Consider the following 14,768-nt stretch of genomic DNA (forward strand, 5'->3'; position numbering starts at 1 on the left):
AGGTATAATGAACTGGAAGGCAAGATTGTTTTCGCGATGCTTTTGTCAAAAGATTTCTCTTGTCTATGCCTCGGGAGCATATTGAAGGGACGTTAAGGTGTCTGGGGGGCCACCAATGTTAAAAATCCTGTTGTCGATGACTTTTGTTTTTCTCTGGGCGCTGCCGGCTGTTGCCGGTCAGGTGTCTGGCATTGATGCGCTTTTTGACAATGAGAACAGGGAACAGATACAAATCCTTCTGGAAAACAGGAACTCTTCACCGACCTCGCTGGTCAATGTCTCACGGTTACTTTCCCACGATCAGATTGCCAAGCTTTATGAAAAAAGAGAATATCAGCCGGTCTGGTTTGATGGCTGGCGACTCAGGCCTGAAGCAGGGATTTTACTTGAATATCTACGCAATGCTGGCGTACTCGGCTTATGTGGCAATGAATACCTGCTGACTGAACTGGAGGGCTTGCTTCGTATTCAAACTGATTTTGCGCGGCACAGCCTGCCTCTAGCCCCTGCCAATCGCGCCGTTCTGGATCTTTTCCTCTCTCAAGCTTTTCTGACTTACGCTACGCATATGGTTGAAGGGCAGGTCGATCCAGCCTTGGCCCATGTTGACTGGCGTGCCAGACGACGTAAGGCTGACCTGTTAAAGCTGCTTGATTATGCGACCAGGAGCCATCGCATGGAGCAGGTTCTTGAAGGCTTGAGCCCTCCTCATGAAGGTTATCGCCTTCTGGTTGACACTCTTCAACAGTATCAGGAGCTCTCTGCTCTCGGCGGCTGGCCCGAGATTCCTTCCGGTGCATCAATTCGTCCTGGCGGTCACGATGAAAGGTTGCCTTTATTACGCACGCTCTTGTTGAAAACCGGAGATCTTGCCGAATCCGTGACCACGACGACTGATTACGATGCCGAAACGGAAGAGGCGGTACGCCTCTTTCAATTCAGGCATGGGCTGGTCGATGACGGAGTGGTCGGTCCTAAAACCTTGGAAACTCTGAATATTCCCGTTGAAGAACGGATTCGTCAGATTGAATTGAATCTTGAGCGATGGCGCTGGATGCCGAAAAGCTTTGGTAAGCGCCATATCAGGGTGAATGTTGCCGACTTTTCGCTTAAGGTCGTTGAGGATGACGAAATAGTGCTGCAGATGCCGGTGATCGTCGGAACCCGGTACCGCAAGACCCCAGTCTTCTCTTCACGTATGACATATCTCGAGTTTGCTCCTTACTGGACTGTCCCTCCGACGATCCTCAGGGAAGACAAACTGCCAAAGATAAAGCGCAATCCTGCTTATCTCGAAGAAAAGCATTTTCGGATTCTTTCACGGCAGGAGAAGGGGGCGTTTGTCGATACAGAGGGGATCGATTGGGACACTGTTGAGGCGGAGACTTTCCCGGGCCTGTTGCGCATGGAGCCAGGACCGTGGAATCCTTTGGGGCGTGTGAAATTCATGTTTCCCAACAGGTTCAACGTTTATCTGCACGATACCAACGAGACCTATTTGTTCAGCAACAATGTCCGTTCCTTCAGCTCTGGCTGTATCCGGGTCGAAAGACCACGAGAACTTGCTTATTACCTGCTGGAGAATGAACTTGGAGCAGAGCGTCTGCAAGAACTTTTCGAAGCGACGACCCCGGAACAGGTTCCGATCAAACCTTTGCCAGTACATATCCAGTACTGGACAGCCTGGGTTTCCCCGGAAGGGTTGACCCATTTCAGGCGTGATGTCTACTTTCGGGATCTTGATCTGGATGTGGCCCTCACCGAGCCTGCCTACCGTGTGATCGACCATTTGGAAGTGAATATCGGTATGCGCCTGGTGAAAAAATAGATTTTAAATCAAATGATTGGGCCTAATTCCACGGAACTTGCTTCGTTAATAGTGTCTATTTGCCACCCGTTCGATTCTCTCACTAGAGTCACAGAGGACACAGAGAAAGCATAGAGAGACTTTGTTTGTCTCTGTGTCCTCTGTGACTCTGTGGTGAAAGATGGTTGGGTCGTCCTGCTTTGTTGCTTTAGCTCTGCGTTAAAAAAAATTTGGCGGTAATTTCTATCTGGTTTGTGTGTGCGATTTTAAAAAAGGTCTTTGAGCCAACCGAAGGCGACCATGGTGCCGATTGCGGAGCCGAGCGAAGAGAATAAAAAGACCAACAGAACTCTGGTCAGACGGTTCTTCCACCAACCACTGATAGCCGAGATGTCTTCGGCGACATGTTCCATATCTTTGACCTGCGGAGGGGCGATAAAGGCCTGCACCAGGCCGGTGACAAAACCGGCGCCGATGGTTGGGTTGAGCGAGGTGATCGGGGCGGCAATAAAGGCTGCCAGTATCGTCAGCGGGTGCCCCAAGGCAATCAAGGCTCCCAGTGCAGAGAGCACCCCGTTGGCGAGAACCCATGCAATGGCTGCGTCAGCCAGTTGTTCGGTGTTGCCGGTCATGAAGCCTGCGACAAACAGTGCGATGACGATCGCCGGGATCAACCAGGGTAGTACTTTCGAGAATGACGTCTTTGCCGGAACAACAGAAAGTTCATCGATCTCTTCAGTGGAAAAATCCTGCCCCAGCTTCTTGAGAATTCCCGGCATATGAGCCGCACCGACGATCGCAACGACCTTTTCTCCCGGTGACTTGAAGATTTTGTGAGCCATGAAGGTGTCGCGTTCATCAACCAAGATCGTTTTAACGGTCGGCAACACGTCCGCCATTTCATCGAGCATGGCTGTAAGGGTATCCGTCTGACGCAGTTTGGTGAGTTCTTCTTCGTTGAGTTCCTGGGAGTCGAACATACTGGCGAGAAGAGTCGAGAGGAGAGTCATCTTTTTCCAGAGCCCTGCTTTGCGCCAGGCTCGCAACAAGGTTGTGCGAATCTCTCGGTCGACCAGCTGCAGGTCTTTCCCCAACTCTTGCGCTGTTGCTGCCGCTGCCGCCAGTTCTGCGCCCGGTTTGACGCCCGTCTGCAGCCCCATACGTTTCTGAAATGAGGCCAGGGCGAGGTTTGCCAACAAGAAGGGCGCTTGCCCCTGCTTGAGCACCTGGACCAGGTTGAGTGATTCCCAATGGCGCGGGTTGCTCAAGGCCCTGTGGCGCTGCTCATCCAGCTCAACGCAAACTGTGTCCGGGTTCTCTTCCCGAATAACCACGTTGACCGTGTCAACGGACTCTTGGGAGATGTGCGCCGTGCCAACCAGGACAAATTCCCGGTTATCAATGGTCACGCGATGGATGTCGGCATTCTCAAGAGTCGTCATAAAAACCTTCCGAAAGATCCAGGCAAGGATAGCATGGGGCAGATGTGTGGCGAAGGGGAATCAGTGCCCCCTTTTATGAAAGAAAAAGACGCCGGATTCCCGACGTCTTTTCTTTTGCCCTCCACGCCTGCCGTGGGTTCGTGACCTCACGACGACGGTCAACTAGGTGGGGGGAACGGTGAACGCTTCAGGCGTCCTGCTTCGAGGCAGGCTGGCACACCACTTTCACAAGAACCTTCCCGATTGAAAAATATTCCGCGTGGGTATAGCAACCACACATACAGGGCAGAGAGCAGGATGAATAACTCAATACGTTTTCAGTATAGGAAAAATGCTTGCGCAACTCAAGGATAAACCCGACGAGAACAAAAAGATTATGCTTAAAAAGCTGGCATGAAATGCTTCTAAAAAGTCAGGCTTTCCGGCCATCCCGAAACACCCTCTTTAAAGGACTTGATTTCATTGTGTTTTTTGCGGTGGCATAAATGGCATGGCTTATGCGTTAATGATCTGTACGATGATGACTGCAAACTTGCCAAATGTCTCTGAGCAAAAATCAGGGCGGTTACTGAATGCGCTGATTGAAATTGGCCAGGAGCTCGCCTCGACGACCGATATAGAAGAATTGCTAGATTCTCTGTTAAGGGTCGCACGCGATGTGTTTCGCTTCGAGAATGCTATTATACGTCTGCTTGATGATGATGGCCTGCACCTTGTTGCTGCTGCGGCTTTTGGTTATACCGAAGAAGCGATGGGCCCGATCATGATTGGCCAAGGTGTTATGGGTCGTACCGCTGAAGTCCAAAAGCCCATCCTGGTTGAGGATGTCCGAAAACTCCCCGATTACGTTCCCGGTATTCCCGGCGCCCAGTGTGAACTGGCTGTTCCTCTGATCAGCAAAAACAAGCTGGTTGGAGTGCTCAACGTTGAGAGCCCGCATCCGGGTGCGTTTTCCCACAGCGATATCGAACCGCTGATGATTCTGGGTCGGCAGGCAGCAATCGCCATAGAGAATGCCAAGCTCTATGATCGTCTCAGGAAAATGACAGATGGTTATCGCCAGTTACACGAATTCAACGACCGGATTCTGAAGAGCGTCAACCTTGGCGTCTACACTGTTGATGCAGAGTTGGTGATTACCTCGTGGAATCAGCGCATGGTTGAGATGAGCGGTGTCGATGCGGAAACAGCGGTAGGCTCAAAGCTCGTGGAGCTTTTCCCTAATTTGATAAAAGAAGGTGTTGTTGACAGGCTTAACCAGGTTCTGCAAAGCGGAACCAAGGCAAAGCTGCGTCTTCTGCATCGTCAACTGGATGGTACCAACCGTTTCCAGAAGCGCCGCTTGACCCCTCTTTACAATAGTGAAGAAGTCATCGGTGTAGTTGTCATTGTAGAGGATATTACCGAGTTCAAGCGATTGTTGGATCAGACGATTCAGAGTGAGAAGCTTGCCGAGGTGGGACGTCTTACGACCGGGATCGCCCACGAAATCAACAATCCTCTCGCCATGGTGGCCTATGCCACCGAACTTTTGAAGCGAGAAAAACCCCTCTCGAGTTTTCAGGAGGAAATGCTTGAAAAGATCGAAATGGAAGTTGAACGGCTGAAGAATCTGACCGGAGGGCTGCTGTCTTTCTCCAGTAGCCGTGATACGCAGAATCGTATCGTCAATTTGAACGACCTGATCGTCGAAGTATTGAAGCTGCTTCGTTTTGAGTTGCAGCGTAAGTCGATTGAGTTCATCACGGAATTCGGCGAAGTCCCCGTGTTGACAGTTGACCCGAACAAAATCAAACAGGTGGTGATCAACCTGGTGATGAATGCGGCCCATGCGATGCAGGGTCAGGGTAAAATTACTGTGACGACAGGCATTAATGCCACAGGAATGCTTGAGCTGCAGGTTAGGGACACTGGCCCCGGTATCTCACCTGAACTTCAGGAGGAGGTCTTTGCTCCTTTCTTTACCACGAAACCTGAGGGTGAAGGGACCGGTCTGGGGCTTTACATCTGTCAGAATATCATTCGTGAACATGGTGGCACGATTGCCCTGGAGAGCCAGCTGGGAGAGGGTACCCTGTTTCGTATCAGTTTTCCCGTGGAGTGAGCTTTTAATCTGTGCAAGTCTGTTTAATTATTGAGCATAATAAGGGTATTTTCCTCGATCCTTGTTTCTAAGTTGCTGAAATAAAAGATAAAATAATTTTGGCACGGCAGATGCTATAGAAGATAGCAGACACGGAACACGGTAAAGCGCAACAAGTGATCCGGTAAAATAATCAGCACAAACGACGAGACAAAGACGTCTCGATACGAGTTGCTAGGCAATGGCGCCTTAAACTTCCATCTTCGGAAGCTTAAGGCGCTTTTTTATTTTTAACTCTGGAAAGGAGATAGAAACATGATGAAAAAAGTGGAGTGTATCGTCAAGCCATTCAAATTGGATGATGTCAAAAATGCGATTACCGATTTGGGTATCAGTGGCATGACAGTAAGTGAGGTTCGTGGCTTTGGTCGTCAGAAGGGTCACACCGAACTGTATCGCGGTGCAGAATACCAGGTGGATTTCCTGCCCAAAATCAAGATTGATCTGGTTGTTGCTGACGATCAGGTTGCGTCCATCGTGGAGGCGGTACAGAAGGAAGCTTGTACTGGTCGTATTGGCGACGGCAAGATTTTTGTTACCGACGTTGAACAGTCAATCCGGATTCGTACCGGTGAAAATGGTCCTGAATCGCTTTAATAAAAAAAGATATAAGGAGAAATTATCATGAAGAAGTCACTTATTGCTCTCATTACCGGTATGATGCTCATGCTACCGGCACTCGCCCTGGCCGAAGATGCTCCAGTCTCGGAGATGACATTTATCCTGAACACCTTTTCTTTCCTGGTTATGGGTATTCTGGTTATGTGGATGGCTGCAGGTTTCGGCATGCTCGAGGCGGGCCTGGTTCGTTCCAAGAACGTTGCAACTATTTGCTTGAAGAACATCTCACTCTTCGGTATCGCTGGAATCCTCTTCTACCTCTGCGGTTACAACCTGATGTACGCTGGTGTTGATGGTGGCTTTATCGGTTCTTTTGGTCTCTGGGCCGCTGACGATGCTGCTGCTTTGGCCGGTGACTACTCTGCCGGTTACTCTGCCTCCTCTGACTGGTTCTTCCAGATGGTTTTCTGTGGCGCAGCCTGCTCGATCGTTTCCGGTTGTGTGGCAGAACGCATCAAACTCTGGTCTTTCCTGCTTTTCTGCGCCATCCTCTGCGGAATCATCTATCCGATCCAGGGCTCCTGGGGTTGGGGTGGCGGTTGGCTCTCAGAGATGGGTTTTGCTGATTACGCTGGTTCCACAATCGTTCACTCTGTCGGTGGCTGGGCTGCTCTAACCGGTGCCATTATCCTCGGTGCCCGTAAAGGCAAGTACGGTAAAGACGGTCGCGTTAATCCGATGCCTGGTTCCAACATTCCTATGGCGACTCTCGGTACCTTCATCCTCTGGATGGGTTGGTACGGTTTCAACGGCGGTTCGGTGCTTGCTCTCGGTGATGCTGCTTCCGCTATCGAGATGGGTAACGTTATGGTTAACACCAACCTGGCTGCTTGTGGCGGCATGATTGCTGCCATGGCCATGGTGCAAATCCTTTACAAGAAAGTTGATGTTACAATGGGGCTTAACGGCGCTCTTGCCGGCCTGGTTTCCATTACTGCCGGTCCTGCGACCCCATCTCTTGGGGCGGCCGTCCTGATTGGTGCTGTCGGTGGCGTTCTGGTTGTGCTCGCTGTTCCTTTCTTCGACAAACTTAAAATTGACGATGTCGTCGGTGCTCTCTCGGTTCACCTGGTCTGCGGTATCTGGGGCACCATGGCGGTTCCTTTCACCGACGGAGAAGCCAGCTTCCTGACCCAGTTCATCGGTGTTGCAGCAACCGGTGCCTTCGTCCTGGTTGCGTCCTCGGTCGTCTGGTTGCTCATCAAGTACACCATCGGTATCCGCTGTAGTGAAGAAGATGAGTATCGCGGCCTTGATGTCTCTGAAATCGGCATGGAAGCCTATCCTGATTTCCAAACGGTGCACCTCGGTGGCATGGGCACCCCTGCTCCTGGCTTAGGTGATTCGCCTGCAATGCGTGCAGCGACCAAGCCGGTTCGTCAGAACTAAAATAGTCCGTTCTTCCCGCGGGGGAATCGACCTCGCGGGATTTTTTTGGCAATTTTCAATATTACCCTAAGGAGAAAAAAATGAAGAAAATGGTATCTGTTCTAATTGTTATCGTCCTTGCTGCCCTTGTGGTCAGCTCCCCTGTTATGGCTGCTGTCGAAGTCGAAGGCGATGTTTATGCCGGTGTCTATGACAAATACCTGTGGCGTGGTTTTGACCTCAGTGGTAGCGAACCGGTTGCCCAGGGTGGTGTTGACCTGACCTCTGGTGCTTTCACCTTGAGCTACTGGACCAACATTCAACTGAGCAGTGACAGCGGTGAGGGCTACAAGAGCGGTGAAGCGACAGAGAATGATCTCATCATCGACTACTCGCGTGATATCACGGACCTCGTTTCGATCAGCGTTGGTAATATTTACTACATGCTCGACGGTCTTGACGATACCAACGAGCTTTACCTGACTGTGGGCCTGTCGACTATCCTCGAACCTTCACTGACCGTTTACTATGACTGGGATGAGGCCCAGGAAAATGGCTTGTACTATACGGCTTCGATCGGTCATTCTTTCGACCTGATGGAGAATCTGAGCATGAGTCTGGGCGCCCTGGTCGGCTACAATGAAGAGAGCGATTATGCCGTCGGTGATTATTCTGATTGGCACAATTACGAGCTGAGCGCCAGTGCTGAATACGCGATCACAGACCAACTCTCTGTCTCTCCTTCTTTCCTTTATTCATCGGGGATCAGTGATGACGCCAAAATGGCAATTGACAGTGAAATGGTTGGCGGCCTAACCGCGACGTTTACCTTCTAAAAAACAAGACAAATAAGTTCAAAAGTCAGGTTGCCTCCTGGCACAAAGGCCGCCACGCAATTTGCGCGTGGCGGCCTTTGTAATGTTTCGGATTCACTAACAAAAAGAGATTTAAGATTTCGTATGGCTAAGCCTTGGAAAACTTAAGCGACACAGAATTGATGCAGTAGCGTAGCCCGGTCGGTTTCGGGCCGTCTTCAAAGACATGGCCCAGGTGGCTCTCACAGCGACTGCAGTGAACTTCATTGCGCACCATCAGCCACTTGCGGTCTTTTGATATGCCGATGTTCTCTATTGCGATTGGTTTGTAGTAGCTGGGCCAACCTGTTTTGGAGTCGAATTTATGCTCCGAGTGAAAGAGGTCCTGGCCACAGCAGACACACTGGTAAATACCCGCTTCATAAAACTTGTCGTATTCTCCGGTAAAAGCACGCTCTGTACCATGCTTCCTGGTCACGTCAAATTGCACGGGAGTTAAAATTTCTTTCCATTCCTGCTCTGTTTTATTTATTTTTCTGACCATAATGAATGTTCCTTTAGCGGCGGACCAGACCTTGATCTGACCTGCATCTTGTGCAAACAGGTTGCCAACCGTTCCAAGGCCACCGCACATGGAGATAAAGGCACCCGTTGATAAGGTTTTTATAAATGTTCGGCGAAGCATAGGCTCCTCCATCGCAAGCAGGCTTTCTTGTAAAATCAACGAAACAAATGTGCGCTTCGAACCATGATTTTATCCTAACATACCTCGTTATTTGTTGCAGAAGGGGGCGCTGGGAAAAGTGGCGAGAATGATGGCGCCACCGGGGTTTTGCCCCGGTGGCGTTTTTGCGGCAAACTTTTAGACTACGCCTTTAATCCAGGCAATGTCACACTGGAAGGGGCCTTCCTGTCGATCGGAGATAAACAGGCCGAAACTTGTTACCTTGGCGGCGTCCATAGGGGGAACTGTCGAAAGCTTGATGCCGTGATGGGTCGGGGTAAGATCTGCAAAGGGCAGGGTGATCTCTTGCCAGGTGTCTTTTCCTGTGGTGAAGGTGGCCTGGTAGCTGACGCCGTCGAAAAAGTGATCTGTACGCAAACTGAGCTTGTAGCTTTTGCCGTCGCCGCGCAGGCGGAGAGTGAGGCCGGAGTAAGTAGACAGATCATATTGCTCTGTGTTTGATCGGATCGAGGCAAAGCCGCCATTGTTTTCGAAGGAGACATCACCGGAAAAACGTAAGCCAACGCCGTCGATATACTGTGGCTGACTCAGGGACCTTCCGCCCATGATGCGGTCGTCAACAGCGTCCCATGAGCATGTCGATGGTGCAGTGAAATCCAGAATCATGTTGTTGGATGAATGGCTCATTCTTTTTCTCCGTGGATTATATTTGCTGCATAAAATTGTTGCCTACAGGCAAGGCTTTTACCGCGACTCACGGGCCAATGTCAATCCTGGAGACGCTCCTGCTTCGGGTGTAATAAATCAGTTCTCCGATAACTCACAAATAAGAAATGATGGCGCCACCCACACCGGTTGCAGCCACCACGATCCATGGTGGTGTTTTCCAATAAACCAGCAGCCCGAAAGCCAGCAAGGCGAGAACAAAGTCCGAGACAGAGAGAATCCCGCTGGTCCAGACAGGGTCGTAGAAGGCTGATAGCAAGAGCCCGACGACTGCTGCATTGACGCCGACCAGCGCCTTCCTGACGCGGGGATTCTTACGCAGGTCCTCCCAGAAAGGGAGAATCCCAGTGACCAGAAGGAATGATGGTAGAAAAATTGCCAGCAAGCATAAGAGCCCGCCGAACCAACCGCTTGGCGCCGTGTTCATTGCTGCTCCGAGGTAGGCGGCAAAGGTGAAAAGGGGGCCTGGCACGGCCTGGGCGGCTCCGTATCCTGCCAAAAACATATCCTGATTGATCCAGTCTGGATTAACAACCTCTGCTTTCAGTAAGGGCAGAACAACATGCCCGCCGCCGAAGACCAAGGCCCCGGAACGGTAGAAGCTGTCAACCAGAGCAAGAGCTTGCGAACCTTGTTGAGCAAGGATAGGCAGAGACAGCAGCAGGGCAAAGAAGAGGACGAGGCTGATCACTGAGATTTTTTTGCTTAAGGTGAAGAGATGGGGGGGATGATCGTTTGATGCTTCATAACTGAGAAAGAATAAACCCAGGATCATACCGCAGCCGATCGCCGTCATCTGGCCAAGGATGCCAGGAAGGATAAGGGTGAGGAGGGCTGCGAATATCGCAACGCTTCTCCTCGGCCAATCGGGGCACAACATTCTGCTCATACCCAGTATGGCCTGTGCGACTACGGCAACGGCTGCGACTTTCAAGCCGTGCAGCCAACCTGTTTGAACCACCGATTCATCGAGTGCGGCGATTCCATAAGCAAAAAGAATCAAGACGATGGCTGAGGGCAGGGTGAAACCAAACCAGGCGGCGATGCCACCACGCAGGCCCGCCTGGGTGATGCCGATGCCGATGCCGATCTGACTGCTGGCTGGTCCGGGAAGAAATTGACAGAGGGAAACGAGATCGGCGTAGGCTGCGTCCTGCATGATGCGCCTTCTTTCGACGAACTCATTACGGAAATAACCAAGATGTGCAACCGGTCCGCCGAAAGACGTCAGGCCAAGCTTCAGAAAGGCTAGGAAAACTTGCGTGGCTGTAAGCTTCTGCATGTCTCAATTTTACCTGTTGCGTATGCTTTACTTCGTATCTTTACCTTAGAGTTGCAATACGCTGATGAGTTTTTCAAAAAAAGCCCTGCCAGCAGGGGGGGGCGGCAGGGCAAAGTCTCTGCGCCTAAAAAAGGAGGGACCTACAAAAGGCAGCAGAGTGATGATATTTAACTCATAACACCTGTCAGGGAAATGTCCATAGGACAGAGGCGTAAATATTTTCCCTGGTTTGTTTTTCTAGAGATAAAATGGATTCAATTCGCATCCATTTCTTTAGAATGGCTTGATTCTCCCGTCAGTTCTTCAACTTTGAAATAATGTCGACTTCGCTATGCAAAGTCTTGTGTACAGGACAACGTTCGGCGATTTCAAGCAGGCGTTGTCGCTGTTCGTCATTCAGCTCACCCAATAGTTCTATCTCACGTTCCACGCGATCGATTTTCCCCTCCGAACTTTCACAGTGGTCGCAGTCCTTCGCGTGAACTTTCTCATGTGTCATGCGGACCACAGCTTTTTCTAATGGCAGGTTTTTTCTTCGAGCATACATTTGCAAAGTCATGCTGGTGCAAGCGCCAAGTCCTGCCAACAAATAGTCGTAAGGCGTTGGCCCGCGATCTGTGCCGCCATATTTGACAGGCTCATCCGCAATCATGGCATGACCGTTTGCAAAGACTTCTGTAAAAAAATCTTCGTTACCCGTGCTCGTAGTCACCCGGTTATCAATATCGATTTTTTCATTTTCTCCTAGCCCAGGGATGTCAATATATCGATGGCTCCATGCCGCTATCATCATGCCGACATATAAAGAATCCTCCTCTTTCAGAAGGAGATGATCGGCATCATCAAGGCTGATAAAACTTTTGGGGTGCTTTGCCGCTTTGTAGATGTTCGCGGCATTTTCTATGCCGACCGTTTTGTCCCTTGCTGAGTGCATCACCATCAATGCGGTTTTAAGAGATTTGATGTGCGTGTCGAGCTTTTGCATCTCAAGGTCTTCCAGAAATTGTCTTTTGATGGTGAATTTACGACCGGCAAGATCAACTTCTGCAGAACCGTGCTCTTCAATCTGCTGTCGCATATTTTCAAAATGATGGGCGATATGTCCGGGGTCATGCGGGGCGGCTATCGTGACAACAGCACGCAACGAAGGGATTTTCTCTGCCGCTTGAATGACTGCTGCTCCTCCGAGAGAATGACCGATGATAATTTGTGGCGGCTGAAATTCACTGGACAGGTATTCTGCAGCTAAAATCAGGTCTGCAACGTTGGTTGAGAAATTGGTGTCAGCAAAGGTTCCTTCGCTTTGGCCAAGGCCCGTGAAATCAAATCGCAGTACGGCAATCTTTTCGCGATTGAGCGCTGCTGCAATATTGACGGCTGCTTTGATGCTTTTAGTACAGGTAAAGCAATGGGCAAACAGGGCGTAACTTATTGGTGATTCGTCTTCGGGGAGATCCAGTGTGGCCGAAAGTCTCTCGCCACGATGGTTTGAAAAATGAATATTCTTTGACTTCATGAGATGCCTCCTGTTTCTCTAGGAATCCTCAGCTAATAGATGCACCCAACTGCCATGGTCATGTCTTGACATGTTACCATTATGCTCAACTATGCTGTCTATTATTAAGGGGATGTAAACATTATGCCTGAAAGGGAGGTTGGTGACTGGTTCAACGTGCCGGTTTTCTCTTGTGCTGGTAGTGAAAACCTTGTCGTGTTAAGTTATCATGCCTTTTTATTCTATGGAGATGTCGTTCACTTACCATGCAATTATTGAGAGCTCTTCTACTCCTGATTGTCCCCGGGGCACTATTCTCTGCAGCAGTTTATCTGCAGATCAAGGCCTCGGTTCCCTCTACATGGCTCCCTCTGCTTGAGATGTTTCCTTATCTGGCAGTGGTTGCCGGGCTCTTCCTTGGTTGGCGTTTCAACCGCACCCGTGTGCTCTGGGCAATTGCACTCCTGATTCTCGTTGAACGCGCTTTAGCTCTGACAGCGCCTTTTGCGCGCGAATACGTTCTGCTGGTTGCTCCGGTTCTGGTGCCGTTGAACCTGGCGCTCTTTAGCTGGTGGTCGGAGCGTGGCCTGTTTACAATACATGGTCTGTTGCGGTTGGTTGCCATTTTGCTGCAACTCGGTTGCGTTTTGTGGCTCTATTTCACTCGGGCCGGAGAGATAATGGCCTGGTTGGGCCTTCATCTCATTGAGAGTTCTTTTCTGAACCAGCTTCCTCTCTCTCAGATATCTCTGTTTATTGCCCTGTTGAGTCTCCTCGCGTTACTGGTTCGCTTCTGCAAGAAAATCGAGGCCCTCGAATCCAGTTTCTGCTGGGCTCTGGCTGCGACGATTGCCGGATTCTGTTGGCCGCAGGATTTTTCTTTCTGGGGTGGCGTTGCGATCTTCCTGCTGACGATTGCCTTGATCGAGAGCAGCTTCAAGATGGCCTTCAACGATGAATTGACCGGCCTCCCTGCACGTCGGGCGATGAAGGAGTTCCTGCTCAAGGTGGGGCGTCGTTATACCCTGGCCATGGTCGATGTGGACCACTTCAAGAAGGTGAATGATAACCATGGTCATGACGTGGGTGATCAGGTCCTGCGGATGGTAGCAACTTGCCTGCGGCGGGTCTCTGGAGGTGGAAGGGCGTATCGTTATGGTGGCGAGGAGTTTGCTGTGATCTTCCCGAACAAGGATCTGGAGCGTGCCTTGCCGCACCTCGAAGAACTGCGTGAGACAATCTCCAGGGCTGGCTTTGTGTTGAGAGGTCGTAAAAGGCCAAAGAAAAGACCTGAAGGCCAAAAGACTAAAGATTCAGGAAAAGGCAAGTTGCAGGTGACCGTGAGTATTGGAGTGGCGACACGTGATGATAAAAACACGACTCCCGAGCAGCTGATTAAGGCCGCTGACCAGGCTCTCTATAAAGCCAAAAAAGGCGGTCGTAACCAGGTCCGTAAGGCGTGACTAATAGATGACTTGACAAGTTATCTATTGGCGCTAGAATGGTTGTCCAAGTCATCGAGAAAGCCAAACCAGTCGTAAGACAGGGGCGGAAAGCCACGGGTCTTCTCTTCAATCACTTAATAAAGATAGCCGAGCTACCGAAAGACAAATACTTTCGGTGAGTTCGGCTTTTTTGTTGGCAATCTCGATAGGACTCAGAGTTCGATTGCGCAAAACAAAGGCTTGTCACAGTTAATAAGGAGATACGTTATGAGCACTAGAAACTACAACATAATCCAGCTAATTACATGTTTGTTTTTTACGGTCGTTTTCGTCACAACCTTGTCGACATCTGCCTTAGCGGGGGGGTATGACAACGCGTTGAAGGGCGTCAAGGACTACGACGCGGTTTTCGAAGTGAGCCAGGGAAACCCCAAGATTGCCAATCTCGTTTTTTGGGCCGTGAAAAATGCCTACGAGGCGGATGAAGTCAAGGCGCTTTCCGGAACACCCAATGTTGTCATCGTCTTTCATGGGCCCGTGGTGAAGCTGCTTTCATCTGATCGGTCACCCTTCAACAGCGCCGAGTGGGCCGAGGTGGAAAAATTCCAGGCAACACTCCGGCAGATGAAGGAAGATGGCGTAACTTTGGAGGTCTGCCTTTATGCAGCCAAGGTTTTGGGTGTAGACAAGGCCACGATCATGCCGGAGATCGATCGCGTGGATAACGGTTTCGTTTCGGTGGTCGGTTACCAGATGCAGGATTATGCCGTGGTCCGCATCCCTTAAGTCATTCCATTAAGACATCCCTTTTTTTGACCTCAACATATTGACGAGTATACTTAGCTGTGTCTTGGTATGTGCAGGTTCGTGCGTATTTATAGAGAGAGCGGTTTTTTGGGAAAAGGACTGTGGTTGTAAGTACTTGACCACAAAATTACC

The 14,768-nt window shown here is 50.3% G+C and carries 12 protein-coding genes, 1 other RNA gene and 1 riboswitch; of the genes, 7 read left to right on the forward strand and 6 right to left on the reverse strand.

Annotated features, from left to right (window positions below; all coding sequences use genetic code 11):
- Positions 1-115 precede the first annotated feature (115 nt).
- Positions 116-1,828: a L,D-transpeptidase family protein gene (locus P9J64_16230; protein ID MDG5469870.1), complete on the forward strand. Its 1,713-nt coding sequence runs from the start codon at positions 116-118 to the stop codon at positions 1,826-1,828.
- A 245-nt stretch (positions 1,829-2,073) separates the two neighbouring features.
- Here the strand turns inward: P9J64_16230 and P9J64_16235 are convergent, their stop codons facing one another.
- Positions 2,074-3,249 carry a TraB/GumN family protein gene (locus P9J64_16235; GenBank protein MDG5469871.1) on the reverse strand — a complete coding sequence of 392 codons (1,176 nt, stop codon included), beginning with the start codon at positions 3,247-3,249 and terminating at the stop codon, positions 2,074-2,076.
- A gap of 114 nt (positions 3,250-3,363) precedes the next feature.
- A non-coding RNA gene (ssrS, locus tag P9J64_16240) (6S RNA) lies at positions 3,364-3,544 on the reverse strand.
- A 195-nt stretch (positions 3,545-3,739) separates the two neighbouring features.
- On the opposite strand from ssrS, the gene P9J64_16245 reads away from it, so the two are divergent.
- The 4 genes from P9J64_16245 (at position 3,740) to P9J64_16260 (ending at position 8,217) form a co-directional block, all read left to right on the forward strand.
- Positions 3,740-5,353 (forward strand): ATP-binding protein, encoded by a 1,614-nt coding sequence (locus P9J64_16245; protein ID MDG5469872.1) that lies wholly within the window; start codon positions 3,740-3,742, stop codon positions 5,351-5,353.
- Positions 5,354-5,650: 297 nt separating this feature from the next.
- Complete coding sequence (locus P9J64_16250) at positions 5,651-5,989, forward strand: P-II family nitrogen regulator (GenBank protein ID MDG5469873.1); 339 nt, start codon at positions 5,651-5,653, stop codon at positions 5,987-5,989.
- Between the two features lie 60 nt (positions 5,990-6,049).
- Positions 6,050-7,402, forward strand: coding sequence for an ammonium transporter (locus P9J64_16255; protein MDG5469874.1), 1,353 nt, complete (start codon positions 6,050-6,052; stop codon positions 7,400-7,402).
- 80 nt (positions 7,403-7,482) lie between these two features.
- Positions 7,483-8,217 (forward strand): hypothetical protein, encoded by a 735-nt coding sequence (locus P9J64_16260; GenBank protein ID MDG5469875.1) that lies wholly within the window; start codon positions 7,483-7,485, stop codon positions 8,215-8,217.
- A gap of 127 nt (positions 8,218-8,344) precedes the next feature.
- On the opposite strand, the gene msrB is transcribed toward P9J64_16260, so the two are convergent.
- The 4 genes from msrB to P9J64_16280 form a co-directional block, all read right to left on the reverse strand.
- Complete coding sequence (msrB, locus tag P9J64_16265; protein ID MDG5469876.1) at positions 8,345-8,740, reverse strand: peptide-methionine (R)-S-oxide reductase MsrB; 396 nt, start codon at positions 8,738-8,740, stop codon at positions 8,345-8,347.
- Between the two features lie 318 nt (positions 8,741-9,058).
- Positions 9,059-9,568, reverse strand: coding sequence for a CIA30 family protein (locus tag P9J64_16270; protein MDG5469877.1), 510 nt, complete (start codon positions 9,566-9,568; stop codon positions 9,059-9,061).
- A gap of 133 nt (positions 9,569-9,701) precedes the next feature.
- Complete coding sequence (gene chrA / locus P9J64_16275) at positions 9,702-10,889, reverse strand: chromate efflux transporter (GenBank protein MDG5469878.1); 1,188 nt, start codon at positions 10,887-10,889, stop codon at positions 9,702-9,704.
- A gap of 295 nt (positions 10,890-11,184) precedes the next feature.
- On the reverse strand, positions 11,185-12,405 hold the full coding sequence (locus tag P9J64_16280) for an alpha/beta fold hydrolase (GenBank protein MDG5469879.1): 1,221 nt from the start codon (positions 12,403-12,405) through the stop codon (positions 11,185-11,187).
- Positions 12,406-12,650: 245 nt separating this feature from the next.
- Here P9J64_16280 and P9J64_16285 point away from each other — a divergent pair, with 245 nt between their 5' ends.
- Both P9J64_16285 and P9J64_16290 read left to right on the forward strand, forming a co-directional pair.
- On the forward strand, positions 12,651-13,847 hold the full coding sequence (locus P9J64_16285; GenBank protein MDG5469880.1) for a GGDEF domain-containing protein: 1,197 nt from the start codon (positions 12,651-12,653) through the stop codon (positions 13,845-13,847).
- Between the two features lie 52 nt (positions 13,848-13,899).
- Positions 13,900-13,989: riboswitch (cyclic di-GMP riboswitch) on the forward strand.
- 107 nt (positions 13,990-14,096) lie between these two features.
- Complete coding sequence (locus tag P9J64_16290; GenBank protein ID MDG5469881.1) at positions 14,097-14,615, forward strand: DsrE family protein; 519 nt, start codon at positions 14,097-14,099, stop codon at positions 14,613-14,615.
- The last annotated feature ends 153 nt before the right edge of the window (positions 14,616-14,768 follow it).

This window comes from Deltaproteobacteria bacterium IMCC39524 (assembly GCA_029667085.1).
GTDB lineage: Bacteria > Desulfobacterota > Desulfuromonadia > Desulfuromonadales > BM103 > M0040.